The following is a 25,381-nucleotide window of genomic DNA, read 5'->3' as shown; positions in this document are numbered from 1 at the left end:
TCAGCTGGTGGGGTTCCAGTTGTCGGTGCCGGCGAGGTACTTCGGTGCGGTGAAGTTCGCCGCGTCGGCGTCGGCGAGCATCGGGCGGGTCGCGGCGCTGATCACGGCCGCGCCCGGCCCGGTGTTCTGGTACTCGAAGAACCGCCCGGCCGTCCAGGTCGTGGTGGCGTCCCAGTTGTTCCACGGCTGGGCGGTGTTGACCGCCGAGCCGAGGCTGGTGTTGCGCACCACGACCTGGGCCTGCCCGGTGGTGCTGTAGGGCCGGCCGAGGTAGATCGAGTTCGCGGCGCCGTCGGTGCTGATCGTGCTGTCGGTGATCAGGAAGCCGTACGGCGACGCGCTGCTGATCGACGAGTCGGTCAGGCTGGCGCCGGACCGGGCCAGCACGTGGAAGGTGCTGTGGTCGAACACCGCCACCGCGCGGCCCAGTACCATGTCCGCGCCGCCCTCGATGAGGCTGTTGCGGAAGTACAGGCGGCTGTACGTGGTCACGTTGGCCGTGCTGAGCAGCAGCGTCTGCTTGTCACCGAGGAACCGGACGTTGTCGAACACGTCCTTGTCCCCGCTCTTGACCTGCAGCGCCGTCGCTACCGCGCCGGCCGTGGCGGCGCCGTTGGTGTTGGCCACGGTCAGGTTGCGCAGCGTCCACTGGTTGCCGGACAGGGTCACCGTGGCCACCGCCGCGGTGGCGCCGGCGGTCAGGACGGTGTCGGCCGGGTCGGCGGTCGCACCGAGCAGGGTCACGCCGTACCGGTTGCCGCTGGCGACCACGCCGGAGTAGGTGCCCGGCTTGATCAGCACCACCCGGTAGCCCTGGGTGGTGTAGTCGGCGTTGTCGGCGAGCAGCGCGAGGCCGGCCGCCACCGTGGTCGCGTCGCCGGAACCGTCGGCGGCCACCACGATGTCGACCTTGACCGGGGTCACGGTTACCGCCGCCGACGACGCGGAGGCGTTCCCGGCGGTGTTCTTGGCGAGCACGGTGTAGGAGTACGCGACGCCCGCCGTCACCGTCGAGTCCGCATAGGACGTGCCGGTCACTCCGGCGGTGAGCAGGCTCGGCGTGCCGCCACCGGTGGCCCGGTAGACGTCGTAGCCGGCCAGGTCACTGTCGCCCACCGCGGACCAGGTGACGGTCACCGAGCCCTTGCCGAGGACGGTTTTCAGGCCGGTGGGCACCGCCGGGGCGGTGCCGTCCCCAGGCGTCGGGCCGCCGGTGGTCGGCGCCGTGGTCGGCGCGGGGGCGGCCGGGGTGGCACCGGCCGTCGCCGGCACCGAGGTGTTGCCGGCGGCGTCCACCGCGACCAGGGCGTACGTGTAGGTGGTGCCGTTGGTCAGGCCGGTGTTGAGGTAGGACGTGGTGGTCAGGCCGGAGGCGACCAGGTTGGCCGGGCTGACGGCACCGCGGTAGAGCCGGTAGCCGGCCAGGTCCGCCTCGCCGTTGGCCGCCCAGGTGAGGGTGATCGAGCCGTCGCCGCCGGTCGCGGCGAACGACGCCGGGGTGGCCGGCGCGGTGATGTCGGCCGGTGCCGCCGGGGCGGCGACGGCCGGGTACCAGGTGGCGGCGCCGAGCCAGTCGGTGACCGTGGCGGTCACCGAGTCGGCCGGGCTGAGCTGCGGGCGCTTGTCGTTGACGGTGGCCCCGTCGCCGGTGTTGGCGTACTCGGCCAGCCGGCCGAGGGTCCACAGTTCACCGGCCGGGCCGGTGCCCCACGGCTGGGCGGTGTTCAGGCCGCCGGCCAGCACGGTCTCCCGGACCAGGGCCTGACCCACCGAGTTCGGCGTGTACTGGTCGCCCCAGGCCCGGTACGGCCGGCCGAGCTGCACGTTTGTCACGCCGGCCGGCGTGGTCACGGTGCTGTTGATCAGCAACATGCCCTTGAAGGTGCTGGCCGTACTGGGCGTCAGCACCGTACCGCCGCCGGCCTTGACGTTGATCGTGGTTTTGTTGATGACCAGGGTGGCGCGGCCGAGGACGATGTCGCTGGTCCCCTCGATGACCGAGTTGTCGATCATTTGGCGGGCACTGGCCGTGTAGGTGGACGTGTCGGCGAAGACCGTCCGGTTGGTGCCCTTGAGCGTGACGTGTTCCAGCAGCACCTTGTCGCCGGTCAGGGACACCGCGGGGGCGGCGCCGGAGGCGGTGGTGTTCTGCACGGTCAGGTCCCGGACCGTGACGCCCGAGCCGGTGATCGACAGCGCCGCGGTGGCCGTGCCATTGGTGAGCACGACGTCGGCCGGGTTGCCGGTCGAGCCGATCAGTGTGACGTTGGCCTTGGTGAGGGTCACCGGGCCGGCGTAGGTGCCGGGGGCGACCGAGACCACCCAGTTGGCCGTGCCGGTGGCCGCGTCGAGAGCGGCCTGCAGGGTCGGGTAGCTGCCGGTCCCGTCCGCCTTGACGGTCGCGTCGACCTTCATCGCGGGGGTGGCGGTCACCGGCGCCGAAGCGACCGAGGTGTGCCCGGCGGCATCCATGGCGACCACGGTGTACGTGTACGCGGTCCCATTCGTCACGGTGTTGTCGGTGTAGGCCGCCTTGGTAACGGTGGCGACCAGTTTGTCGCCCCGGTAGACCTGGTAGCCGGTCACATCGGACTCGGCGTTCTCGGCCCAGCTCAGCGTGACCTGCCCGGCACCGCCCTGGGCGACCACGCCGCTGGGCGCGGCCGGTGCCACGTCGGTCTCGGCGTCGGCGACCGGGTTCCAGCCGTCCGTGCCGGCCAGGTAGGTCGTGGCGGTGCGGGTGGCGGCGTCGGCGTCGGACAGCTGCGGCCGGTTGGCGTTGACCGTCGCTCCGGCACCGGTGTTGTGGTACTCGGTGAGCCGCCCGTCGCTCCAGAGCAGCGGGGCGAAGTCGACCCACGGCTTGGCCGTGTTGATGCCGTCGTTGATCGCGGTGTCGCGGATGGTGAGCTGGCCGCGGGAGTTGTCCGGCTGGGTGCCGTCACCCCAGCCCTGCCAGGGGCGGCCCAGCGCGAACGTGCCGGCGTCGTTGGCGCTGACGATCCGGCTGTCGGTGACCAGGTAGCCGTACGCGTTCTTGGAGGCCGTGCTCGGCGCGAAGATCGTCCCGCCGTTGTGGACGGTGGCGTGGATGGTGGCCCGGTCGAAGACCGCGGTGGCCCGGCCGAAGATGAAGTCGACGTTGCCCTCGATGAAGCTGTCGAAGTAGTACTGCCGGGCGTAACCGGTGCCGGTGGCCGAGATGTTGCCGGCCGAGTCGGCGAGCAGGGTGTCCTGCACGCCGAGCAGGCGAACGTTGCGGTAGACCTGCCGGTCACCGGTCGCCTTCAGGGCCACCGCCTGGGTGTTGTTGTTGCCGATCTCCGGGTGCTTGGCCGAGTCGAAGGTGTTGGCGATGGTCAGGTCCTGGACCGTGACGTTGCTCGCGGTGATGGCGACGCTGAAGCTGCCGGATGTCCCGCAGGTGGCCGTCGTGACGGTCGGGCAGGTGCCGGCTCCGGCCGTGGTCCCGTTCGCGTTGTCGTAGGTCAGCACCACGTCCCGGGCGTCCCCGGAGGTGCCGGCGATCACCAGGTACGGCTTGGCGATCGACACCACCTGCCGGTAGGTGCCGGGCTTGATCAGGATCACCGTGGGCTTACCGGCGGTGCCGGCCGGCGCGGCGTTCACCGCGGCCTGCAGGGTGGGGTAGTCACCGCTGCCGTCGGCCGCGACGGTCAGGTCGGCGACCAGCGGGGCGACGCCCGGGGTCGCGGTCGCCGGGGTCGACGCCGGGGCGGCGTTACCGGCGGCGTCCACCGCGACGACGGTGTACGTGTACGCGGTCCCGTTCGTCACGGCCTTGTCGGTGTAGGCGGCCTTCGCGACGGTGGCGACCAATTGGTCACCCCGGTAGACGCGGTAGCCGGTGACATCGCTCTCGACGCTGTCGTCCCAGGTCAGGTTGACCGCCTTGTCGGCGCCGCCGGCCACCAGGCCGGTGACCGCGGCCGGCGCGACGTCGGCGGCCGGGTCGGCCACCGGGTTCCAGCCGTCGGTGCCGGCCAGATAGGCCGCCGGGGTGTAGTCGGTGGCCTGTGCCGCGGTCAGCTGCGGCCGGTCGGCACTCGCGGTGGCGGTGCTGCCGGGGCCGGTGTTGGCGTACTCGGCGAACCGGGCGGTGTGCCAGTCGGTGACGACCCCGCTGTTCGTCATGTTGGTCCAGGTCGCGGTGCCGCTGACCACCGAACTCAGCCAGCTGTCCCGGACCACGACCTGGCCGAGGGCGTTGTCGTCCTTGACGCTGGTGCCGTCGGCCTGGGTCTTGCCCGGCTGCCAGGGCCGGCCGAGGTTCTGCGAACCGTCCGGGGCACTGCCGATGATCCGGCTACCGGTGATCAGGAAGCCGTACTTCTGGCCGGCGTCGGTGCTGGCCGCCGTCACCGAGCCGTTCGGGGAGGTCGCGTGGTCGAGGGCCTTGAGCGTGCTGTGGTCGAACACCGCGGTGGCCCGGCCGAAGAGAAAATCAACATCCCCTTCGATGTACGCGTCGTGGAAGTAGACGCGCGACTGGGTGGTGGTCGCCGGCGAGTTGGCGTAAAGGGTGTCCTGGTTGCCGAGCAGCCGGACGTTGTCGAAGACGAGCTTGTCGCCGACCGTACGCAGAGCGACCGCCTGGCCGTTCGCGTACGTGCCCTCCTTGTAGGTGTTCTGGATGGTGAGGTCGCGCATCTGCACCGAGTTGCCGGTGACCACCACGGTGGCGCTGCCGGACGTGCCGTAGGTGGCCGGGGTGCCGTCCTCGTTCGGGTCGGCTCCCGGGATCGGGGTCCCGGCGGCCCGGTTGCCGTTGATCACAACGTCGGAGGCGGTGCCGGTGGCGCCGACCACGATGACGTACGGCTTGGCGACCGTCAGGTACTCGTTGTACGTGCCCTTGGCCACCGAGATGACGGTCGGGTCGGTCGCGGTGCCGGCCGGCGCGGCATTCACCGCGGCCTGCAGGGTGGTGTAGTCACCGCTGCCGTCGGCCGCGACGGTCAGATCGGTGACCAGCGGGGCGGCCGCCACCGTGACGGTGACCCCGATCGTGGCCGGCGACTCGACCCCGCTGCGGGAGACCGCGGTGACCGCGTACGAGTAACTCGCGCCGTTGGCCACGGTGGTGTCGCTGAACGTGGGGGAGACCACCCCGGCGACCTTGGCCAGCGCGCCGGTGCCGGCGTCGGCCCGGTAGACGTTCCAGCCGATGACGTCGGCCGAGGTGTCGTCGTTCCAGGTCAGGTGCACGACCCGGGTGTCGGTGGCGGCGGCCAGAGCGGTCGGCGACGCCGGGGCGGCGGTGCCGGCCGGGAGCATCGGGCTCCAGCCGTCACTGCCGGCCAGGTACTTCGCGGGCGTGGCGTTCGCGGCCTGCGACGTGGTCAGCTGCGGCCGGTTGGCGTTCAGCGTGGCGCCCGGGCCGATGCTCTGGTACTCGTCGAAGCGGGCGTCCTGCCACTTGAAGTTGACCTTCGTGCCGGTGGAGTCGGCGGTGGCCATGTCCTCCCAGGGCTGGTCGGTCGCGATCGCGGCCGGCAGCCAGGTGTTGACGAAGAACACCGAGCCGATCGCGTCCGGGTCGGCACTGGGGTGCCACGGCCGGCCCAGGTGCACGGTGCCGGCGGCCGCGTCGCTGACCACCTTGCTGTTCACGAACAGGAAGCCGTACTTGCTGCCCTTGTCGGTGCTGGCCGCGGTGATCGCGCCGTTGTCGGACTTGCCGCGGTCCAGCGACCGCAGCGTCACCCGGTCGAAGACCGCGTCGGCCGCGCCGAAGATGTAGTCGACGTCGCCCTCGATGTAGCTGTTCACGTAGTACTGCCGGGACCGGGTGGTCGGCTTGGGGGTGTCGGCCAGCAGGGTGTCCTGGTTGCCGAGCAGCCGTACGTGGTCGGCGGTGAACCGGTCGCCCTCGACCCGCAGCGCGACGGCCTGCTGGCTGGTGATCTCCGGGTGGGCCTTCTCGTCGAACGTGTTGGCCACCGTCAGGTTCCGCAACGTCACGTTCTTCGCGGACACGAAGATGGTCGCGCTGTCGGCGGTGCCGTAGGTGCCACCGGCCGGGTCCGGCGTGCCGGACGCCTTGTCGTCGGCGAGGACGACGTCGTTCGGGTCGCCGGTCGCGCCGACCAGCACCACGTTCGGCGAGGTGATCTCGAACGTCTCGTGGTACGTGCCGGCCGCGATGGTGATCATCGTCGGCTGCAGGTTGGTGACCGGGATCGAGGCCAGCGCGGCCGTGACCGTCTTGAAGGCGCCGTTGGCGCCGTCCGCGGCGACGTAGAGGTGCACGTAGTCGATCGGCAGCGCGACCGGGTCGGTGGTCGAGGTGGCCGACGCGGCGCTGGACACCGACGAGACGTTGCCGACCAGGTCCAGCGCGGTCAGCTTGTAGTACTGCGCGACGCCCTTGGGCGCGCTGGTGTCGTTGAAGACAGGCGCGGTGCCGGCCTTGGCCGCGGTCAGTGTGCCGATCAGGACGTAGCTGCCGCCGCTGGTCGACGAGCGGGTGATGTTGTAGCCGGCGAGGTCGGTCTCCTTGTTCGCCGTCCAGGTCAGATTGATGCCGTGGGTGGTGCTGGCAACCGCCTTCAGGCCGGCCGGCGTGGCCGGCTTGACCATCGGGTTGGCCGCGGTGACGGCGCTGTAGGAGGAGATGTTGCCGGTGGTGTCGACCGCGCGGATCCGGAAGTAGGCCCGGGTCCCCTCGGTGATCGAGGGGTCGGTGAACGTCGTGGCGGTGAACTTGGCGCCGGCCGCCGGCAGGTAGTCGACGTAGACCTCGTCGCTGTTGCGCTTCTGCACGGTGTAGCCGGCGAGGTCGGTCTCCTTGTTCGCCGCCCAGGTGACCGTCATGCCCACGGTCGCCACGGTGGCCTTCGCGGAGGATGGCGCGGCCGGCGGCTTGGTGTCGGCGGCGATCGTGACCGAGGCGGTGGCGGCCGGCGAGACACCGGCGCTGTTGACCGCGGTGAGCTGGTAGTACGACGTCGCGCCGGTCGGCGCGGTGGTGTCGGTCAGCGTGGTGCCGGTGATCGGGGTGCCGGTCAGTGCGGTGAACGGGCCGGTCGCGGTGGTGCCCCGGGCGACGGCGTAGCCGGTGGTGGTCGCCGTTGCGTTCGCGGTCCAGGTCAGGACCACGCCGCCGGTGCTGCCGGCGACCGCCTTGAAGCCCGCCGGAGTCGGCGGCAGCGCGGTCGGATCGGCCGGCCGGGCGGCCGACCCGGTCGCCACCGAGGAGGCGTTACCGGTGAGGTCGACCGCGGTGAGCCGGTAGTACGAGGTGGCACCGGCCGGCGCGGTCGTGTCGGCGTAGGTGGTGGCGGTCAGCGCGGCCGGGGTCAGCTGGGTGTAGGTGCCGCTGCTGCTCGCCGCGCGGCTGAGGACGTAACCGGCGAGGTCGGCTTCCTTGTTCGCGGTCCAGCTCAGGGTGATGCCGGTGGTGGCCGCGGTGAGCTTCAGACCGGACGGCTTCGCCGGGGGCGTGGTGTCCTTGGGAATCTTCACCGAGGTGGTGGCGGCGGCCGAGGAGCCGGCCGCGCTGACCGCGGTGAGCTCGTAGTACGCCGTCGTTCCGGCCGGGGCGGCGGCATCGGTCCAGCTGGTGCCGGTGACCGGGGTCGCGGTCAGCGTCACGAACGGGCCGGCTGCCGCGGTGGCCCGCTTGACGACGTAACCCGAGGCCCCGGAGCTGGCGGACCAGGTCAGCGTGGCGCCGCCGTCGTCCTCGGCCTTGGCCTTGAAACCGGCCGGGGTCGGCGGTGGCGTCGTGGTGCTGGCCGGCCGGGTGGCCGAGGCGGTCGCCGCCGACGAGGCGTTACCGGTCAGGTCGACCGCGGTGACCCGGTAGTACGAGGTGCTGCCGGCCGGCGCGGTCGAGTCCAGGAACGACGTCGCGGTGTACGGGCTGTTGGTGAGCTGGCTGAAGGTGCCGCCCGACGAGGACGAGCGGGACACCACGTAACCGCCGAAGTCCGGTACGGCGTCGACCGCGGTCCAGCTCACCGCGATACCGGCGGCGGACGCCGACAGCTTGAGGCTGCCCGGCTTGTCCGGCTCGTCGGTGTCGACGGCCTTCACCGTGACCGTGCTGGACGGCTTCGACAGGTTGCCGGTCTGGTCGATGGCGGCGAGCGCGTAGTAGTAGGTCTTGCCCGCGGCGACGGTGGTGTCGGTGAACGTCAGCGCGGTGGTCGTGCTGCCCAGCAGGTCGGTGGCCGGCACGATCGTCTTGCTGGCCGACCGGTAGACCCGGTAACCCGCGGTGTCGGAGGCCGACACCTTGCCCCAGCTGATCGAGACGCCGACCTGCCCGTAGTACTCCGTCTTGAGGCTCCCCGGAACACCCGGCGCGGTCGTGTCGGTGGCGGCCGACGCGGCCGTCATCCCGAGTCCACCGGCGCCGACCAGGGCGAGGAGGACGACGAGGGCGACGGGTTGGTACAGGCGGTGCGACGACATGTTGCTCACTTCAGCCGGCCGGCGGGGGACAGTCGATCTTCACTCCGCCGAGTGACTCCGCGTGTTACCGCAGGTCAAAGATGACCGGCTGGCCAGGCGATTGCGACCGACCGTCGCTCAACACCTGCCCGCCTGGTTCAGCTCGCCTGGCGGGCCAGCCGTTGGGACAGCACCCGCTCGGTCAGTGCGACCAGAACGGCCTTGACCGACTCGCGGTGCCGCGCGTCACAGTCGACCATCGGGATGCCGGACGACAGACCGAGGGCCTCGCGCACCTCGGCGAGATCGAACCGCTGAGCACCGTCGAACGCGTTCACCCCGATGATGAACGGGATGTCGTGCACCTCGAAGTAGTCGATCGCCGGGAAGCAGTCCTCGACCCGGCGGGTGTCGACAAGCACGATGGCACCGAGCGCGCCGTCCACCAGGTCGTCCCACAGGAACGCGAACCGGTCCTGGCCGGGCGTGCCGAACAGGTAGAGCAGCAGTGCGCCGTCGAGCGTGATGCGGCCGAAGTCGAGCGCCACGGTGGTCGTCGTCTTCGCGGTGACCGCCGAGGTGTCGTCGACCCCGACCGACTTCTCGGTCATCTCGGCCTCGGTGACCAGCGGCTCGATCTCCGAGACGGCGCCGACGAAGGTGGTCTTGCCGACCCCGAACCCGCCACTGATAACGATCTTGACGGCGACCGGCGCCGGAAGGGTGCTAGAGCGCCCGAACACGATCTCTGATCCTCTCGATCAACGCGGTGGAGATCTCGCCGGAGGCGTTCCCGACGAGGACGTGCCCGTCGGCCACCAGGTCGGCGACGATGACCCGGACCACCCCGAGGGGTATGCCGAGCGCCGCCGACAGGTCCGCGATCGACCTGGGTAACTGGCACAGTTCGACGATGCGTCGCGCCTCGAACCGCAGCGGCGCGGACAGTGCGGCCGGGACGGCGTACAGCTGCGTCTCTATTCGCAGCCCGTCCTGCACCGGCTGGGTCCGTCCGCCGGTGAGCATGAACGGGCGCACCATTGACTCTTCGTCCGTCATTGCGGCAGGTACTGCCTTGACTCGGCGATCAGGGCCGGGGTCAGCAGGCCGCCGAACCGATCGGCGAGCGTGGAGATCTCGTAGCCGATCAGGCCGGGATCGCAGTCGTCGCCGGCCACCACGCCCAGGCAGCTGCCGCCCGCGATCACCGAGATCACCAGGAAGCCGCGCTGCATCTCGATCATGACCAGCTTGAGCCCGTCGAAGTCGTACCGGCGCGAAGCGCTGCGGGCCAGGCTGGCCATGCTCGACACGATCGCGGCGAGCTGATCCGCCTCCGCCCGGCTCAGCCCGTCGGAACCGGCGATCAGCAGGCCGTCCGACGACACCGCCACCGCGTCCCGGACACCGTCGGTCTGATGGACGAAATTGCCGAGGAGCCAGTTGAGCTGATGCCGATCGGCGGGCAGCGCTTCCGCACTCACAAGTTCTCCTCTGAGGTGGTGGTCATGGCCGGCCTACCCGGTGGGTATGGCCGCGCCGGATGCCGTCGCGTAGCGCCGACAACCGCGAGCCTGGATTGCTTGACGATTCCGATGCCGGAGCTTCGGTCTTTACCGCCGCCGGCTTTGCCGGCACGGCCGGTCGTTGGTCACGCGGCACGCGTTTGCGCAGGCCATTGGGCGTACGCTCGTCAAGCGGCGTAGTTATCGCAGCCGCCCGGGGCGCCGGGATCGTCGGCTGTGTCCCGACCACGACGTAATCGACCTCCAGTGCCCGCGGTCGTACCCGCGCCGCCGGAATCCGCACCGTGGTGACCCCGACCTCGTCCGGCTCCTTGGCCGGTGCGTCCGGGGTGGAGCCGACCGCCGGGCTGCCGGTCGTGATGGCGGCCGGCAGATAGATCCGGGCGGTCACCCCGGTCACCGCCGACGGGATCAGCTGCACCTTCACGCTGAGTTCCGCGGCGAGCCGGCCGACCACGTAGTGACCGAGGAACCGGGCCGGGGCGATCAGGAAGTCGCCGTCGCCGCGTAGCCGCTCGTTGGCCCGCTGGATTTCCTCCTCGTCCATCCCGATGCCCTGGTCGCAGACGGCGATCAGGTAGCCACCCGGGATCTCCCGCCCATGGATCTCCACCTCGACGTCCGGCGGGGAGAAGGTCAGGCCGTTCTCGATCAGCTCGGCGAGCATGTGCGCCAGGCCGCTGGCGATCCAGCCCTGCACGTTGACGTCCTCGATGCGGCGCAGGACGACCCGGCGGTACTCCTCCACCTCGGACACCGCGGCCCGGATCACGTCCGTGACCGGCAGCTGCCCGGACCACTGGCGCGGGCTGGCCGCCCCCACCAGGACCAGCAGGCTCTCCGCGTTGCGGCGCATCCGGGTGGCGAGGTGGTCCAGCTCGAACAGGTTGGCCAGACCGGCCGGGTCCGATTCCTCCCGCTCCAGGCGGGTGATGAAGCCGAGTTGCCGGCGCAGCAAGTTCTGATTGCGGCGGCTGAGGTTGGCCAGCGACTCGGAGCTGGTGTGCCGCAGCCGGGCCTGCTCGGTGGCGAGATCGTAGGCGGTCTCCTGCACCCGTTCGAACGCGTCCGCCACCCGGCGAACCTCGCTGGTGGCGCCCGGTGCCACCGGAACTGCCCCCGGCGGTGGAGTGGTGTCCCCGGCCACCGCCTTGCGTACGGCCTCCGGCAGCCGGTCGAGGGCCAGGCGGTTCGCCTCGTCCGCGAGGCGCATCAGGGGCAGCGCGAGCGACCGGATGCCGATGGTCGCCAGGAAGATTGAGCCGGCCAGACAGAGCAGGACCACCACGCCCAGCAGGGTGATCCGCAGCGTCGCCTGTTTACGCAGGTCCCGTGCCTCGGCCTGGGTGTTCGTGCCGACCTTTTCGGCGAGCCGGCTCAGGTCGTCGAGCACCGTGCCCACCGCCGACCACCAGGTTTGCGGGCTGGTCAGCAGTTTCTTGCCGTCGCCCGAGCCGACCGCCAGCTGCTCCAGGGCGCGGACCCGGGCCGCGCTCTCGGTGCTGAGCAGCGTCCTCATGGCGGCTTTGGTGTCCGGGGTGGCGAACTCGTCGAGTTCGGTCAGGTACAGATCGCGGGCGGCGATGATGCCGAGGAACTCCGCGTACTCACCGTCGCGGAAGCCGCCGGCCGAGAACACCGCGTGCAGGAACACGCGTTCCGCCGCGGTGGCTTCGCGGATCTCGACCAGCTGCTCGACCGACTCGGCGCCGCGTCGCAGCCGGTCATCGCTGACGATCTCGAGGTGCCGGGTGTTGTCGGAGAGTTCCTCGATCAGGCCGGTGTAGAAGTCGAACGTGTCGTCCTTGTCGCTCTGCCCGGTGTCGGCGTCGGCGCGCACCTTGACGAGCCCCGCCAGTTTGTCGACCGACGCGGCGGCCTGCGCTTCGATCTCGCCGCCGCCGGTCAGCAGAGCCCGAACTGACTCGCGCTTGCCGTCCACCCGCTGCCGGGCCGGGCCGATCTCGGCCCGGAACTCGGTGTTCCCGGCCAGCAGCGCGACCGTCGCGCCGCGCTCGTCCTGCAATTCCTGCACGAGGCTCTGCAGGGCGCGGATGACGGCGACCCGGTCCTCGGTGGCCGCACTCGCCCGGTAACTGGAGACCTCGCCAGCCGAGAAGACGGTCAGCAGCACCACCATCGCTACCAGCGGTGGCGCCACGATACGGACAATACGACCGCGGATCGTGTGCCCGCCTCCGGCCGACAACGAGCCGGTGTTGTGCTTCATTCTTCGATCCCTCCACCGGGGTCCCCGAGCCACACGGCTCGACCACGGATCCCCGGTACGGCCTCGCGGAGTGCCCATGACGGACAGGCCGGGCCGCGTTCTACCGGGTGGCAAACGTGGGGCTTGCAACCGCCCCAGAATTGACGTCAGCCAAAGTCCGGTCAATTACCTGATTGAGCGACTGGCCCGTCGCGAATCATCGGAGGATCGCTCGGATCTGCGGTTTCCGCACCTGGTCACCGCGCGTAATGCCCCTACCGAGGTACGACGAACAGCTACCGGCACCTGATCAATTCCGTTTCTTACGGCGGAGGCGCGCCGCTTTCCCCGGTGGCCGGAGTGGAATCGCTGCGCAGGTAGGCGAGCACCGCCAGGACCCGGCGGTTGGTGTCCTCGGTCGGCGGCAGCCCGAGCTTGGCCAGGATGTTGCCGACGTGCTTGCCGACGGCCGGCTCGGAAACGCTGAGGCTGCGCGCGATCGCCGCGTTGGACTGCCCCTCGGCGATCAGCGCGAGCACCGCCCGCTCCCGCGCCGACAGCTGCACGACCGGATCACGATGCCGGCGCAACAGCTGCCGCACCACCTGCGGGTCGACCACGGTGCCCCCGTCGACCACGTGCCGCAGCGAAGCGACAAAATCCTCCACGTCGACCACCCGGTCCTTCAACAGGTAGCCGACCTTCCGCCCGCCCCGGGAGTCGAGCAGGTCGGTCGCGTAACCCTGCTGCACGAACTGGCTCAGCGCCACCACGGCCAGCCCCGGATAGGTGCGGCGCATCTCGACGGCCGCCCGCAGCCCCTCGTCGGTGAAGGTAGGCGGCATCCGGATGTCGGTCACCACCAGGTCGGGCCGGTGCTCGGCCACGGCGTCCCGGAGGGCCTGCGCGTCCCCGACCGCCGCGACCACCGTGAACCCGAACCGGTCCAGCAGGCCGGTGAGCCCCTCCCGCAACAGCACGCCGTCCTCGGCGAGGACTACCCGGATAGGTCGTTCGGTCCGGATCGGTCGTTCGGTCGGCACGGGATCTCCACACGAATCAGGGTCGGCCCACCGACCGGACTGGACAGAAACATGCGGCCTTCGGCCACCGCCACCCGGTCGGCAAGCCCGGTGAGCCCACTGCCCCGCGCCGGGTCGGCCCCACCCCGCCCGTCGTCAAGAACCTCGACGGTAAGCACGTCCCCCAGCTCGGCGTTCGCGGCGCGGGCGTCGCCCGATTCCGCGGCGGCCCGGCCGTCGCCCGGCTTCGCGGCCGCCCGGCCGTCGTCCGGTTCCACGGCCGCCTGGCCTTCGCCCGGTTTCGCGGTGCGGGCGTCGCCCGGTTCCGCGGCCGCCCGGCCGCCGCTTGGCTTTGCGGTGCGGGCGCCGCTCGGCTTTGCGGTGCGGGTGCGGCCCGGCTTTGCCGTGCGGACTGCGACGGTCACTGTGGCCGTGCCGGCCTCGCTGTGCTTGAAGACGTTGGTGAGCGCCTCCGCCGCCACGAAGTAGGCGACCGACTCGACGCCCGGCGGCGGCCGCCCGGACAGATCGACGCGGACGGTGACCGGGATCGGTGCCTGGTCGGCCAGCTCACGCAGAGCTCCTGGCAGGCCCACCTCGGTCAGGGTCTGCGGCCGGATGCCGTGGATGAGCTCACGCAGCTCCGCCATCAGCATCTTGGCCTGCTCGTGCGCTCCGGTCACGGCCTGCCGCGCGGGCGAGTCGTCCGGCAGGTCGACCCGGGCGAGGCCCAACTGCAGGGTCAGGCTGACCAGCCGCTGCTGGGCGCCGTCGTGCAGGTCTCGCTCAATGCGGTGCCGCTCGGCCTCGAAGGCGTCGACGAGCCGGGCCCGGGAGCGCGCCACCTCGATCAACTCGGCCCGTAGCCGAGTGTCGTCGGGACCGGACAGCAACAGCCGCGCGGCGGCGGCGTGCGAGCCGGCGAGGAGCGCCAGCAGATAGGGAACGGCGAACAACAGCGCCACCCCGAACAGCGCATAGGGCAATGCCTCACCGGCCGTGCTGACCTCGCCGAACCCCAGCGAGATCGGGCCGTGGCCGTCGACCAGGAACGGGCTGGCCACCGAGACTCCGATCAGCACCATCAGGATCAGCGCCGCGCCATACCAAACCGGCACCGCACCGGTGAGTAGCACGGTGTAGCAGAGCTCGCGCCAGGTGGCGGCCTCGGTGTAGCGGGTGCGCAGCCAGCGCCACACCCCGCCGGCCGGCACCGGGCGGTGTCCTGATCGGATCGGGCGGGTGTCGACGATCGGAAGCCGCCGCCGCTCCACGGCCGCGACCGGCAGCGCCACCAGCGGGCCGAACACCGCGAAGAGCACGGCACCGCCCAGCAGCAACAGGGCGAGCTGCACCAACGAGGGATCGTCCCAGGTCGCGACCCGACGGATCAGGACCGCCCACGGCAAACCGAGCAGCAGGATCGGCACCGAGGCCGCGATCGCCACCGGCCCGGTGGTAAGCAGGTAGCCCGCAGCTCGCCACGGCCACCCCGACACCAGAAATCGGCGGCGGGCGACCGCCTCGATCGCGGTGTTCGGCATCAGCACCTGCCTCACGTTAGTTAGCGGGCCGCTCCGGCGCGGTATGCCTAGCCATACCTTTTTCCGGTGCCCAGCCGTAGTGCTCCGCACCCCCGCCCCCTGATGGGCTCACCCCATGCACCTCAGACCTCTGCTTTCCCTAGTTCTGATCGTGTCGCTCACCGGCTGCACCGACGTGGCCGCAGTCAACGACACCCGTGCCGATCAGCAAGAGTTCGCCCTGTCCGGCCGGCGATTGGTCATCGACAACAACGGCGGCAGCCTCCGGCTGATCGCCGGGTCCGGCCCGGCCGTCGAGGTGCGGCGAGAGCTGACCGGCAAGGCGACCGTCGAGGGCAACGCGTCCTGGTCACTGACCGACGACACGCTGCGGCTCGGCGTCACCTGCAGCGGCTTCGTGCCCGACTGCGGGGGCCTGCACATCGTGAGTGTGCCGCCCGGCATCGCCGTCGAGGTGACCAGCGACGGCCCGGTGCGGGCCGTCCAGCTCGCCGATGCGCTGACCGCGACGGTGTCCGACGCGTGGCTGAAGGTCGAAGACCCGGCCGGCCCGTTGCGTCTCGAGGCCGACCTGGACATCGACGTCAGCGGCGCCCGATCCACCGATGTCACGGCCTCGTCCCGCGAGCACGCCGTGCACCTGACCTTCGCCGTCCCGCCCACCCGGGTCGAGGCCCGAGCCGCCGGTTCGGTGCAGGTGCTGCTGCCCGCGGGCCCGGAGACCTACCGCGTCTCGGCCGCACCCGGCCGATCCGCCCTGAAAACCGATCCCGCCAGCACGCGACTGGTCAAGGCCACGGCCGGCGACGGCCACACCGCCTCCGTCCGAAAGGCGGCCTGATGTTCGAGCTGATCGACGTCACCAAGGTCTACCGGGGCGGCAAACGAGCCGTCGACGGCATCACCATGCGACTCGACACCGGTGTGGTGGGCCTGCTCGGCCCTAACGGCGCCGGCAAGTCCTCCCTGATGCGGGTGGCGGCCACGGTCACCAGGCCCACCACCGGCCAGGTCCGATTCGACGGCACCGACGTGGTCGCCCACCCCGACGTTCTTCGCCGCCGGCTGGGCTACCTTCCCCAGGATTTCGGTGTCTACCCGCACCTCACCGCGCGGGAGTTCCTGTCCTATCTCGCGGCGGCCAAAGGCCTGCCGGCCCGCTCCGCGCGGGCCCGCATCAACGAGCTGCTGGAGCTGGTCAATCTCACCGAGGCGATCAAGCGGCCGCTCGGCGGCTATTCCGGCGGAATGCTGCGGCGGGTCGGCATCGCGCAGACATTGCTGGCCGCTCCCCGGGTCCTGATCATTGACGAACCCACCGCCGGGCTCGATCCCGAGGAGCGGGTTCGCTTCCGCAATCTGCTCAGCGAGCTGTCCGCCGACCGGTTGGTGCTGCTGTCGACCCACATCGTCTCCGACGTCGAGTCGGTGGCCGCCGACATCGCAATCGTGGCCGGCGGTCGTGTGTTGCGCCGTGGCACTCCCGACCGGCTGCTGGCCGGCGTGACCGGCCAGGTGTGGGAGATGGTCGTCGCACCGGGCGCACTCGCCGAGGTGCAGGCTCGGCACATCGTCAGCCGCATGGTTCGCACCACCGAGGGCGTGCGCCTCCGGTTGCTGTCGGCCGATCAACCCGGTTCCGACGCCGTGTCTGTGCCACCCGACCTGGAGGATGCCTACCTCGCGGTGGTCTCCGGGCTGCGGGAGCCGGTCCGATGAGGCCGCGCGCACTGGCCGCGCTGGCCATGGCGGATTTCCGGGAACGGGTGCGGCGACCGTCCTACGTGGTGGTTCTGCTTGCCGCCGTGGGTCTTGGCTATCTCGCCGCCCCCGCCGCCGGCGCGCACTGGACGATCCTCAACGCGGGCGCCTATCGCGGCGTCTACAACAGCGCATACATCGGCACGGTGACCGCGTTGGCCGGAGCGTTGTGGCTGTCCACCGGCGGCTTCTACATAATCCGGACGGCCATCCACCGCGACCGCCAGACCGGCGTGGGGCAGTTGCTCGCCGCCACCCCGACCCGCGCCGCGGAATACCTGCTGGGCAAGTTCCTCAGCAATCTGCTGCTGCTCACCTCGATGGCCGGCGCGCTGGCCATCACGGCCGTTGCCATGCAGCTCGCCCGCGGGGAGTCGCGAGCCGTCGACCCGGTCGCCCTGCTGTCGCCGTTCCTCCTCTGCACCCTCCCGGTGCTGGCGGTGACCGCGGCCGCCGCGATCTTCTTCGAGACGACTCCGGCGCTGCGGGGCGGCCTCGGCAACGTCATCTGGCTGTTCGCGTCGCTGACCGGCGCGATCGTGGGCCAGTCAGCCAACGCCCCGCTGGGCGGCCTGGGCGTGGGCGAGTTCGCCGCGTCCCTGCGCGACCAGTTCGCGGCCCAGGGTGCCAAGCTGACCGAGATCGGACTAGGCCTGATGTACCTGGACGACGCGCCCCGCAGCCTCCTGTGGACCGGCGTTCACTACACCACCGCCTTCGCGGGCGAGCGCACCGTGCTCCTGCTGACGGCGGCCGCGGCCGCCATCGTGCCGGCCCTGTGGTTCGACCGCTTCGACCTGACCCGCGCGGCCCGCGGGGCCAAGCCCACCGAGCCGTCAGACACGGCACCGAGCATGACGGGCCTCGGATCCCCAACCGCCTCATCGCCGCCGACGGCGCCCGGCCGGCCCATCTTCGCTGGGGCGCCCACTCGGCCCGCCTTTGCCGGAGCGCCTGGCCAGCCCGCCTTTGCCGGAACGCCCGCCCCGCCGGGCATTGCCGGTGCGGCCGGTCGGCCCGCTTTCGCCGCATTGCCAAGTGCCGTGACTCAACCGCTGACGCCGCGGCGCGGTTTGGGTGGTCTGCGCCTGGTGCGTGGCGAGCTGCGCATTCTCACTCGCGGGGTGTCCCGCTGGTGGTGGGCAGGCACGGCGGCACTGGTGGTGGCCGGGTTGGCGGCCCCCGTCGCCGCGCGGCCACTGCTCATGGCCGCGTGGATCTGGCCGGTGCTGGTCTGGTCGCGGCTGGGTGCCCAGGCCCGTGAGCACGGCGTCGACAAGCTGCTCGACGCCTGTCCGTCCCCGGTTTTCCGCACGCTGGCCCAGTGGCTGGCCGGCGCGGCCCTGACGGCGGCGGTAGGGCTGGGCCCGGGTGTCGCCATGGCCGTCGACGGCCACTTCGCCGACTGGTTGGCCGGCGTCGCGTTCATCCCGGCAATAGCGCTGGCGCTGGGGGTCATCAGCCGAACACAACGGTTCTTCCAGGCCGTCTACCCACTGCTCTGGTACCTGGTGATCAACGACATCGCCGGACTCGACTACATGGGCGTGCTGCCCGGCGGCCCCGCGCCGCACACGGTCGCCGCCGTGGCGACGTTCTTGCTGCTATCGGCGCTGACCACCGTGGCTGTCCGCCACCGCCACCGGTGAATCAGGCCGTGACGGCGCACAGGCTTCACCCCCGAACGGCCACCGACGATCTGCGGATCACCGTCTACGCCGCCGAGCCGGGCACCACCAGCGCCTCGACGGCCCGCCGCGCCGCGTCAGCGCGGCGGGGACCGTCGCCGGGTGCATCAGAGCTGACCGGTCCGCTCGCGCCAGGCCCGCTCCTTGATGACCCACTCGTTGTCCTGCGGGAACTCGTCGATGACCGGCACCCGGCGGATCTCGGTCTTCGCGCCCGGGAAGGCCGGCATGCGCTTGGCCCACTCGACCGCCTCCTCCAGGGTGGCGACCTCAAGGAGGTAGAAGCCGCCGAACAGCTCCTTGGTCTCCCCGTACGGCCCGTCGGTGACCACCGGGGTCTCCCCGCTGTAGTCGACCACTACGCCCTGCGTCGGGTCGTCGAGCCCTTCGGCCGCGACCAGCACGCCGGCCTGGATCAGCTCCTCGTTGAAGCGCCCCACGGTGTCCAACATCTCGTCGAACGACGTCTCCATCATCTTGGCGTTGGTCTCGTCGGTGCCGCGCATGATCAGCATGTACTTGGCCATCGTGACAACTCCTTGGTTTCGCGGGTCGCCTTCGACCCTCCCACCCCAAGGTCGAACGGCCTCGACCCGGATCGACAAGCCCCCGAAAAACCTAACGGCAAGATCGCCGCAGGCGGACCGCGCCGGCCTCGCCCGAACCAGGGACTCTGCACTCCCTGTGTGGCAGCGGAGTTCGTCGAGTTCGGCCACGAGCTGATCGATCAGCTGGACTACCGCACCAGCTACCTCGCCGTACCGGTGCGGTGTCTCGGCTGCGGGGTGCGGAGCACGAAGTGGCTGAGCAACCTGCGGCGGGGCCACGGCTGCGAGTCCTGCTACGCGCCGACGCGGGCGGCGATCGGCGATCAGAGCCGGTTCAGTCAGGCTGACGCGGAGGCGATCGTGGTCAGCATCGGGCTCACCCCGACCGGTGCCTACGTCAACGCGCTCACCCCGTGCCCGTGCCGGTGCGGCCGGTGTGGTCGCGATGTCGGGCCTCGGCTGGGCGACATCACGGCGAAGCTTCGGGCGGGAAAGCAGGTGTTCGGTTGCGAGCCCTGCGCCCACCTGCAGGTCGGCATCGATTCTCGAACCAGCGAGGCCGAGATCCGCGACGATCTGCTGGCCGCCGGCGTCGAATACCTCGACGGTTACGTCACACCCAGACCTCAGTTCGCGGTCGATGCCTCACCTGCGAGCGCATCGTGACCGTCCGGCCGGCGCACATCCGCGCCGGTCACAGCGGCTGCTTCAACTGCGCCGCGTCGGGATACTTCAGCCTGACGAGGTTGAAGCGGCGAACCGACCTCGCGCGGCGCCCCGCGTACCTGTACCTGGTGGAATTCATCAACTACAACGGCACGACATTCCACAAGATCGGTATCTCCACGACCGAGAATCGGCTCCACCGGCACACCGTGCTGGGCGGCGGGATTCTGCTGGCCCGTCAGGATGACACCTTGCTCACCTGCTGCCAGGCCGAACAGCTGATCCTGCGACACGTGGCGGATAGGGCATACCGGCCCAGCCCCGGCCGGATCAAGGGAGGTGACACCGAATGCCTCCGACCGGGCGAACCGATCGATCTGCCGGCGTGGATCAATGCCGCCCATGCCCTGACGGCACGAGGCGCCGACCAGGGTCGGCGCCTCGAGGGGGCTACTTGGTGAAGGTGAAGTGACCATAACCGGCGAATCGGAAATATCGGCGCCTGTGATAACCTGCCCGGCGCCTGCACCGGGAGGCCGGTCGGGCACACGGAGAGGAGCCGCATGCGCCGATTGCTCGCGCTGATCGCTGTCTTGATCATGGCGTTGGGCGTCGCCGCCTGTGGCTTGTCGGCCTCCCCCGATCCGGTGCCGACCCCCGATTCAGTGCCGATCCCGGATGCTGCGCCGGTCCCCGATCCGTATGCGTTCACGTCCGCCGATGTCGGCTTCATCGACGGCAGCGACCAAGAGCACCAAGTGGACCGGATCGCGGCGATGGACGCGTACGTCGGGGACAAGAAGCCGATCGTCCGCATCGACCTGTACTGGCACCTCGTGCAGCCGTCCCGCGACCGCGCGCCGGACTGGACCAAACTGGACCGCGTGATCGACGCCGCCTACGAGCAGGGCGTTCGGGTGCTGCTGGTCCTGGACTACTCGACGAAGTGGGCCAACGGCGGCCGCGGTACCAACTATTTTCCGACGGACGACGCTGCCTGGGCCGTCATCGTCCGGCAGGCGGTGGCCCACTTCGGGCCCAAGGTGCAGGCCTACGAGGTGTGGAACGAGCCGAACCTCAAACAGTTCGGCAATTACGGTGACAACAGCGTCGACGTCCGAGCCGGGCGCTACTGGCAGCTGGCGAAGATCGCTTATCAGGAGGTGCACGCCGGCTGTCCCCAATGTGTCGTGCTGGCCGGCGGCTCGACGGGCGGCGACACCTACGAGGGCGCGAAGGGTGTCTGGCATGGCCATGACGAGGCGAGCGTCTGGCTGGAATGGGCCTACAAGCACGGGATGGGCGGATACCTGGACGCGGTCGCCTACCACCCCTACGCGGACTTCGAAGGCGGCAACCTTCCCTCGTTTGCGAGGGACCCGTGCCAAGCCAACGGCCGCCATCAATGGCACCGGTTCTGGTCCTGGTTCGGACCGGATGACCCCAAGTGTGGCGGTCTGTCGGCCCTGCGCGAGGTGATGGTCCGCCACGGCGATGCGGGCAAGCAAATCTGGGGCACCGAGATGGGGTTCCCCAGCGATGGCTGGCGCGACCCGCAAACGCCGGAGCACGTCCGCGATGCCCTTGAGGAGGGGGTCCGGATGTGGCGGTCTCGCCCCTACGCGGGGCCACTGTTCGTCTATTCCTTCCAGGACGTCCCGAAGACGGTCAAGCGCTGTAAAGCCGATCCGCACGACATGCAGTGCCACTTCGGGCTCCGCGACAGCTACGGAAATCCCAAGGAGCCGATGTACAGCGACGTCCGCGCCGCGCTGATCGGTGACGACTGGCTGCCGACGCTCGCACCGGGCCGGTCGCTGTTCCGGGGCGCGGAGGTGAGGTCCGCGAACGGCCAGTTCACGCTGAACATGCAGGCCGACGGGAACCTGGTCCTGTACGACCTCCGCAGTGGGGCGCCGGCGCCGATCTGGGTGCGGGGCGACCGGCGCGGGTACCGCCTTGCCAACCGGCACGACGGCAACCTGGTCCTCTACGACTACGCCAACCGGCCGCTGTGGGTTTCCGGCACGTCGGGTCGGGGCGTCTCGACAATGCGCCTGCAGGACGACGGCTCCCTGGTCTTCGGCTCCGGTGCCGGCGAATATTGGTCGGCCGCGCCAGGCGCGACGGCATACCAGCACGTGGCCGGAGCGCAGGCCGGAACCGACCCGTACGAAGGGTCGATGTACACCTCAGTTGGTGCCACCCAGGCCGGCGGAAGCATCTACCAAGACATCAACAAGACCGTCAATCCCGGCGATACCGTCTGCGCGGACGCCCACGTGGTGACCGAAGGTGAAGCCACAGATGGCGGTGGCACCTTCGCGCTTTTTCTCACCGGGGGCGCTGCGGAAACCTCGAACAAGAGCGTCGTAAAGCTCCCGAACGGCAATAGCTGGACACCCTTGAGCACTTGTGTCACCGCAACAAGTGGACATTCGGCCGTGCGCGTTCAGTTCTACCCCGCTGTCGGTGGTCCGACGGTTGGTGTCGATGCTGTCGACGTGCACCTCAGCGTCGCCAAGAACGGTGGCTTCAACAGCGGCTTCGACAGCTGGACGGACGCCCCCGGCTCACAACACGCCATCTATGGTCCCGGCGTCACCGGCAACAATCCCTATGAAGGCACCGGGTTCGCCGCTACCAACACCACCGTGGTTGGTGGCGGCATTTACCAGGATGTCAACGTGGCCGTAAAGGCAGGGGACACCTTCTGCGGCAGCGCTCAGGTCGCTTCGCAAGGCACGACAGCGGGTGCCGGTGGCAGTTTCGCGATATGGCTGATTGGTGGATCTCAGCAAAACTCGGTAGCTGCTTACGCGAACCTGCCTGGTGGTAACGACTGGACTCCCGTCTCCACCTGCGTTACCGCGACGACCGCGTACAGCAAACTCCGTCTGCAGTTCTATCCGGACCCGAACACCGGCGCCGTGGTCATCGACGCGGTCGATGTCCGGCAAAGCCTGGCTGTCAACGGCGGATTCAACACGAAGGGCGATTGCGTGGTCTGCTGACGCCACCGCCTCGAGCGACCCGGCCGGCCTACGCGGTCCCACAAAAATCAAGGCCGTATAGCTCGGAAGCTATACGGCCTGGTGAAGCTTGGTGCGCCGCGTAGGACTTGAACCTACAACCCGCGGATTAAGAGTCCGCTGCTCTGCCAGTTGAGCTAGCGGCGCTCGTTGGCAACGACGAAAACGTTAGCACGCACCCCCATGATCCTTAAAATCGCCCCCTTGCCATGAGCTTCACAGCTTGAATCAGCCCAAGGGATGACCCGCTGCCTTGCATCCATGGGGCAGGATGTGCCCGCAAACTTCAGAACGGGGTGCTCAGGGATGGTCGGCGTGCGGCGCTCACTGGTGATGGTTGTGGTGGCGGCGGTGCTTGCGCCACTGGCGCTGTCTGGCTGCGGCGACAACAAGAAGTCGGGGGCCGCGTCCGCTGCCTGGGTGGGCAACGGCGCGAGTGCCTCGGCCGCGCCGGATGCGAGCCAGGGCGCCAGCCAGGGGCCGATCACCGAGTCGGCAAATGTGCCGATCGAGCTGACCGTGACCCCGGCCGCCGGTAAGAAGGACGTGCCGACCAGCGCCGAGATCGGCTTCCAGGTCTCCGGCGGCAAGGTGACCACGGTCGCCCTGAAGGACGCCGCCGGTAAGGACGTCTCGGGCGCGCTCCGCGAGGACGGTTCGACCTGGGTGCCGGCCAAGACCCTGAAGGCCAAGACGACGTACGCGGCCAGCGTCACCGCCACCACCGACAGCGGCCTCAGCAAGACCGCCACCACCACCTTCACCACGATGGGCGCCCCGGGCAAGAAGACCGGCACCGGTCTCTACCTGTTCGACGGCAACACCTACGGCGTGGCCATGCCGGTCGTGGTGGAGTTCAGCCCGGGCATCAAGAAGGCCGACCGGGCCGCCGTCGAGAAGCGGATGTTCGTCACGACCACGCCGGCCCAGCCGGGTGTCTGGTCCTGGACGTCGAGCGGCACCCAGGCCTACTACCGCGCCAAGGAGTACTGGCAGACCGGCACCACGCTGAAGGTGCGGATCGCGGTGGGCGGCGTGCCGACCGGCGGCGGGCGGTATGGCGACCGGGACCGGGCGGCCACCGCCAAGATCGGCCGGGACCTCGAGATGAAGGTCGACAACGCCACCAAGAAGATGACGGTGACGCAGGACGGCAAGGTCGTGCGGACCGCGCTGGTGAGCCTGGGCCGGAAGAGCAAGCCCTCGGTGAGCGGCGCCATGGTGGTGATGGACAAGCTGGCCGAGACGGTCTTCGACACCACCGACACGGACGGCGCGGCCGGCTACAAAACCAAGATCCAGTACGCCCAGCGGATCACCTGGTCGGGTCAGTACGTTCACTCGGCCCCGTGGTCGGTGGGCTCGCAGGGGCGCACGAACGTGTCGCACGGCTGTGTCAACGTCAGTCCCTCGAACGCGAGGTGGCTGTTCGACAACACCCTGATCGGCGACCCGGTCACGGTGACCGGCACCGGCTCCAAGCTGGCGTACGGCGATGGCTGGACCGCCTGGAATGTCAGCTGGTCGGAGTTCGTCAAGGGCAGCGCCCTGCCGGTCCCCGACAGCCTTAAGTAAGCGCGTACCAGAAGCACCTAATCGGGCGATTTGCGGAATTAGCCTGTGTGATGGTTAACCCCTGCGGCACGAATCCGGGATTGGTCACCTGGCTTTCATAGAGCAGTATTGGGCGCCGGGGACGAACGACGCCGTGAGGGGACCATGAACAACAGTCGAGTTCGCCGGCCGTGGCGGGTTGCCGCGGCCGCGTTGATCGCAGGCACGGTCCTGCTCAGCTCCGGCTGCGGTCACGGTGACAAGACGCCAAGCTGGCAGGGCGGTGGCGATTCGCAGGCCGACGGTGGCACCGCTTCGGCGACCCCGTCGCCGACGCCCACACTGAGCACCGTGGCCGTGGTTACGCCGGCCGCGGACGCCAAGGACGTGGTGGCGATCTCGCCGATCAAGTACTCGAGCGAGGACCCGGAAAACACCACGGTCACCGTCACCGACGCGAAGGGCGACGAGGTCAAGGGCGTTCTCGACAAGGACGAGAAAACCTGGACCCCGGAAAAGGCCCTGGCGTACGGCACGAAGTACACGATCACCGTGAACGGCACCGCGAGCGAGGGTAAGAACGGCTCGACCACCAGCGCGTTCACCACGATGGCCAAGCCGTCGAAGGTGATCCGGGTGACCAGCTTCCTCGGTGACGGGCAGAAGGTCGGCGTGGGCATGCCGCTGATCATCAAGTTCAGCAAGTCGATCCCGGAGAAGTACCGTGCCGAGGTCGAGCGCCGGATGGTCGTCACCGCGACGCCCGCCCAGACCGGCACCTGGGGCTGGATCAGCCCGACCGAGGTTCACTACCGCCCGAAGGTGTACTGGAAGGCCAACTCGAAGGTCTTCTACAAGGTTTCGCTGGCCGGCGTGCCGCTGGGCAGCGACTACTACGGCAAGAGCGACCTCACCGTCGACCTGAACATCGGGCGCTCGTTCGTCATGACGGTCTCCAACAAGAGCAAGCAGATGACGGTCAAGGAGAACGGCAAGGTCGTCAAGACCATCCCGGTCAGCCTCGGCAAGTCGGCCACGCCGTCGTCGAGCGGCACGATGATCGTGATGGACAAGCAGAAGCACACGATCTTCGACACCACCGATACCGACCCGGTGAACGGCTACAAGACCCCGATCGACTTCGCCCAGCGCATCACGTGGAGTGGCCAGTTCATCCACGCGGCGCCGTGGTCCGAGGGCAAGCAGGGGCACACCAACGTGTCGCACGGCTGCGTCAACGTCTCCGAGGCGATGGGTGCCTGGCTGTTCTCGCGCACCCTGATGGGTGACCCGATCACGGTCTCCGGCACCGAGGAGAAGCTGAAGGACGGCAACGGCTGGACCGACTGGAACATCAGCTACGACCAGTTCAAGAAGAAGAGCTACCTCTGAGCCCCAAGCTCCACATAG

General features: G+C 69.7%; 16 protein-coding genes and 1 tRNA gene. 8 read left to right on the top strand and 9 right to left on the bottom strand.

Annotated elements, in window-relative coordinates:
- The 7 genes from Ate02nite_RS08535 to Ate02nite_RS08500 all read right to left on the bottom strand — a co-directional run bounded on the left by Ate02nite_RS08535 (position 1) and on the right by Ate02nite_RS08500 (position 14,722).
- Positions 1-8,442 (bottom strand): pectinesterase family protein, encoded by an 8,442-nt coding sequence (locus tag Ate02nite_RS08535; RefSeq protein WP_203801818.1) that lies wholly within the window; start codon positions 8,440-8,442, stop codon positions 1-3.
- 137 nt (positions 8,443-8,579) lie between these two features.
- Positions 8,580-9,164 carry a GTP-binding protein gene (locus Ate02nite_RS08530; RefSeq protein ID WP_203801815.1) on the bottom strand — a complete coding sequence of 195 codons (585 nt, stop codon included), beginning with the start codon at positions 9,162-9,164 and terminating at the stop codon, positions 8,580-8,582.
- Positions 9,148-9,480, bottom strand: coding sequence for a DUF742 domain-containing protein (locus Ate02nite_RS08525; protein ID WP_203801812.1), 333 nt, complete (start codon positions 9,478-9,480; stop codon positions 9,148-9,150). The genes Ate02nite_RS08530 and Ate02nite_RS08525 overlap by 17 nt, the downstream gene beginning before the upstream one ends.
- On the bottom strand, positions 9,477-9,905 hold the full coding sequence (locus tag Ate02nite_RS08520; RefSeq protein WP_203801809.1) for a roadblock/LC7 domain-containing protein: 429 nt from the start codon (positions 9,903-9,905) through the stop codon (positions 9,477-9,479). Before Ate02nite_RS08520 ends, Ate02nite_RS08525 begins: the two co-directional genes overlap by 4 nt.
- Positions 9,906-9,927: 22 nt before the next feature.
- On the bottom strand, positions 9,928-12,108 hold the full coding sequence (locus Ate02nite_RS08515) for a sensor histidine kinase (protein WP_239147233.1): 2,181 nt from the start codon (positions 12,106-12,108) through the stop codon (positions 9,928-9,930).
- Between the two features lie 371 nt (positions 12,109-12,479).
- Positions 12,480-13,163, bottom strand: a complete 684-nt coding sequence (locus Ate02nite_RS08510; protein ID WP_203802165.1) for a response regulator transcription factor — start codon at positions 13,161-13,163, stop codon at positions 12,480-12,482.
- Entirely contained in the window at positions 13,154-14,722 is a 1,569-nt protein-coding gene (locus tag Ate02nite_RS08500; protein ID WP_438871173.1) for a sensor histidine kinase, read from the bottom strand. The genes Ate02nite_RS08510 and Ate02nite_RS08500 overlap by 10 nt, the downstream gene beginning before the upstream one ends.
- A gap of 115 nt (positions 14,723-14,837) precedes the next feature.
- Here Ate02nite_RS08500 and Ate02nite_RS08495 point away from each other — a divergent pair, with 115 nt between their 5' ends.
- The 3 genes from Ate02nite_RS08495 to Ate02nite_RS08485 are packed head-to-tail and all read left to right on the top strand — an operon-like array spanning position 14,838 to position 18,132.
- A complete protein-coding gene (locus Ate02nite_RS08495) occupies positions 14,838-15,563 on the top strand; it encodes a hypothetical protein (protein WP_203801803.1) in 726 nt (241 codons plus the stop codon).
- Positions 15,563-16,441 (top strand): ABC transporter ATP-binding protein, encoded by an 879-nt coding sequence (locus Ate02nite_RS08490; protein ID WP_203801800.1) that lies wholly within the window; start codon positions 15,563-15,565, stop codon positions 16,439-16,441. Before Ate02nite_RS08495 ends, Ate02nite_RS08490 begins: the two co-directional genes overlap by 1 nt.
- Positions 16,438-18,132 carry a hypothetical protein gene (locus Ate02nite_RS08485; protein ID WP_203801797.1) on the top strand — a complete coding sequence of 565 codons (1,695 nt, stop codon included), beginning with the start codon at positions 16,438-16,440 and terminating at the stop codon, positions 18,130-18,132. The genes Ate02nite_RS08490 and Ate02nite_RS08485 overlap by 4 nt, the downstream gene beginning before the upstream one ends.
- A 146-nt stretch (positions 18,133-18,278) precedes the next feature.
- Here Ate02nite_RS08485 and Ate02nite_RS08480 read toward each other — a convergent pair whose 3' ends face one another.
- Positions 18,279-18,698 (bottom strand): YciI family protein, encoded by a 420-nt coding sequence (locus Ate02nite_RS08480; RefSeq protein ID WP_203801794.1) that lies wholly within the window; start codon positions 18,696-18,698, stop codon positions 18,279-18,281.
- A 159-nt stretch (positions 18,699-18,857) separates the two neighbouring features.
- Here Ate02nite_RS08480 and Ate02nite_RS08475 point away from each other — a divergent pair, with 159 nt between their 5' ends.
- The 3 genes from Ate02nite_RS08475 (at position 18,858) to Ate02nite_RS08465 (ending at position 22,399) form a co-directional block, all read left to right on the top strand.
- Positions 18,858-19,385: a hypothetical protein gene (locus Ate02nite_RS08475; protein ID WP_203801792.1), complete on the top strand. Its 528-nt coding sequence runs from the start codon at positions 18,858-18,860 to the stop codon at positions 19,383-19,385.
- Positions 19,382-19,846, top strand: coding sequence for a hypothetical protein (locus tag Ate02nite_RS08470; RefSeq protein ID WP_203801790.1), 465 nt, complete (start codon positions 19,382-19,384; stop codon positions 19,844-19,846). The genes Ate02nite_RS08475 and Ate02nite_RS08470 overlap by 4 nt, the downstream gene beginning before the upstream one ends.
- 102 nt (positions 19,847-19,948) lie before the next feature.
- The gene (locus Ate02nite_RS08465; protein ID WP_203801788.1) at positions 19,949-22,399 is read left to right on the top strand and encodes a cellulase family glycosylhydrolase; all 2,451 of its coding nucleotides are present in this window, start codon (positions 19,949-19,951) and stop codon (positions 22,397-22,399) included.
- Between the two features lie 89 nt (positions 22,400-22,488).
- Here the strand turns inward: Ate02nite_RS08465 and Ate02nite_RS08460 are convergent.
- Positions 22,489-22,564: transfer RNA gene (locus tag Ate02nite_RS08460), tRNA-Lys, on the bottom strand.
- Positions 22,565-22,723: 159 nt separating this feature from the next.
- On the opposite strand from Ate02nite_RS08460, the gene Ate02nite_RS08455 reads away from it, so the two are divergent.
- Together Ate02nite_RS08455 and Ate02nite_RS08450 are read left to right on the top strand one after the other, a co-directional pair.
- Entirely contained in the window at positions 22,724-23,992 is a 1,269-nt protein-coding gene (locus Ate02nite_RS08455; RefSeq protein ID WP_203801776.1) for a L,D-transpeptidase, read from the top strand.
- Between the two features lie 144 nt (positions 23,993-24,136).
- Positions 24,137-25,363 (top strand): L,D-transpeptidase, encoded by a 1,227-nt coding sequence (locus Ate02nite_RS08450; RefSeq protein WP_203801766.1) that lies wholly within the window; start codon positions 24,137-24,139, stop codon positions 25,361-25,363.
- Positions 25,364-25,381 lie beyond the last annotated feature (18 nt).

The organism is Paractinoplanes tereljensis, assembly GCF_016862435.1.
Classification (GTDB): Bacteria; Actinomycetota; Actinomycetes; order Mycobacteriales; family Micromonosporaceae; genus Actinoplanes; species Actinoplanes tereljensis.
The sequence above is the reverse complement of the archived record's forward strand: the minus strand, read 5'-3'. Positions and strand labels throughout refer to the sequence as shown.

What these genes read in the sequence shown, in the direction of transcription:
- Ate02nite_RS08535 (WP_203801818.1), bottom strand. Translation starts at nt 8,442, where the DNA reads ATGTCGTCGCACCGCCTGTACCAACCCGTCGCCCTCGTCGTCCTCCTC.
- Ate02nite_RS08525 (WP_203801812.1), bottom strand. Translation starts at nt 9,480, where the DNA reads ATGACGGACGAAGAGTCAATGGTGCGCCCGTTCATGCTCACCGGCGGA.
- Ate02nite_RS08500 (WP_438871173.1), bottom strand. Translation starts at nt 14,722, where the DNA reads ATGCCGAACACCGCGATCGAGGCGGTCGCCCGCCGCCGATTTCTGGTG.
- Ate02nite_RS08495 (WP_203801803.1), top strand. Translation starts at nt 14,838, where the DNA reads ATGCACCTCAGACCTCTGCTTTCCCTAGTTCTGATCGTGTCGCTCACC.
- Ate02nite_RS08490 (WP_203801800.1), top strand. Translation starts at nt 15,563, where the DNA reads ATGTTCGAGCTGATCGACGTCACCAAGGTCTACCGGGGCGGCAAACGA.
- Ate02nite_RS08485 (WP_203801797.1), top strand. Translation starts at nt 16,438, where the DNA reads ATGAGGCCGCGCGCACTGGCCGCGCTGGCCATGGCGGATTTCCGGGAA.
- Ate02nite_RS08480 (WP_203801794.1), bottom strand. Translation starts at nt 18,698, where the DNA reads ATGGCCAAGTACATGCTGATCATGCGCGGCACCGACGAGACCAACGCC.
- Ate02nite_RS08465 (WP_203801788.1), top strand. Translation starts at nt 19,949, where the DNA reads ATGCGCCGATTGCTCGCGCTGATCGCTGTCTTGATCATGGCGTTGGGC.
- Ate02nite_RS08455 (WP_203801776.1), top strand. Translation starts at nt 22,724, where the DNA reads ATGGTCGGCGTGCGGCGCTCACTGGTGATGGTTGTGGTGGCGGCGGTG.
- Ate02nite_RS08450 (WP_203801766.1), top strand. Translation starts at nt 24,137, where the DNA reads ATGAACAACAGTCGAGTTCGCCGGCCGTGGCGGGTTGCCGCGGCCGCG.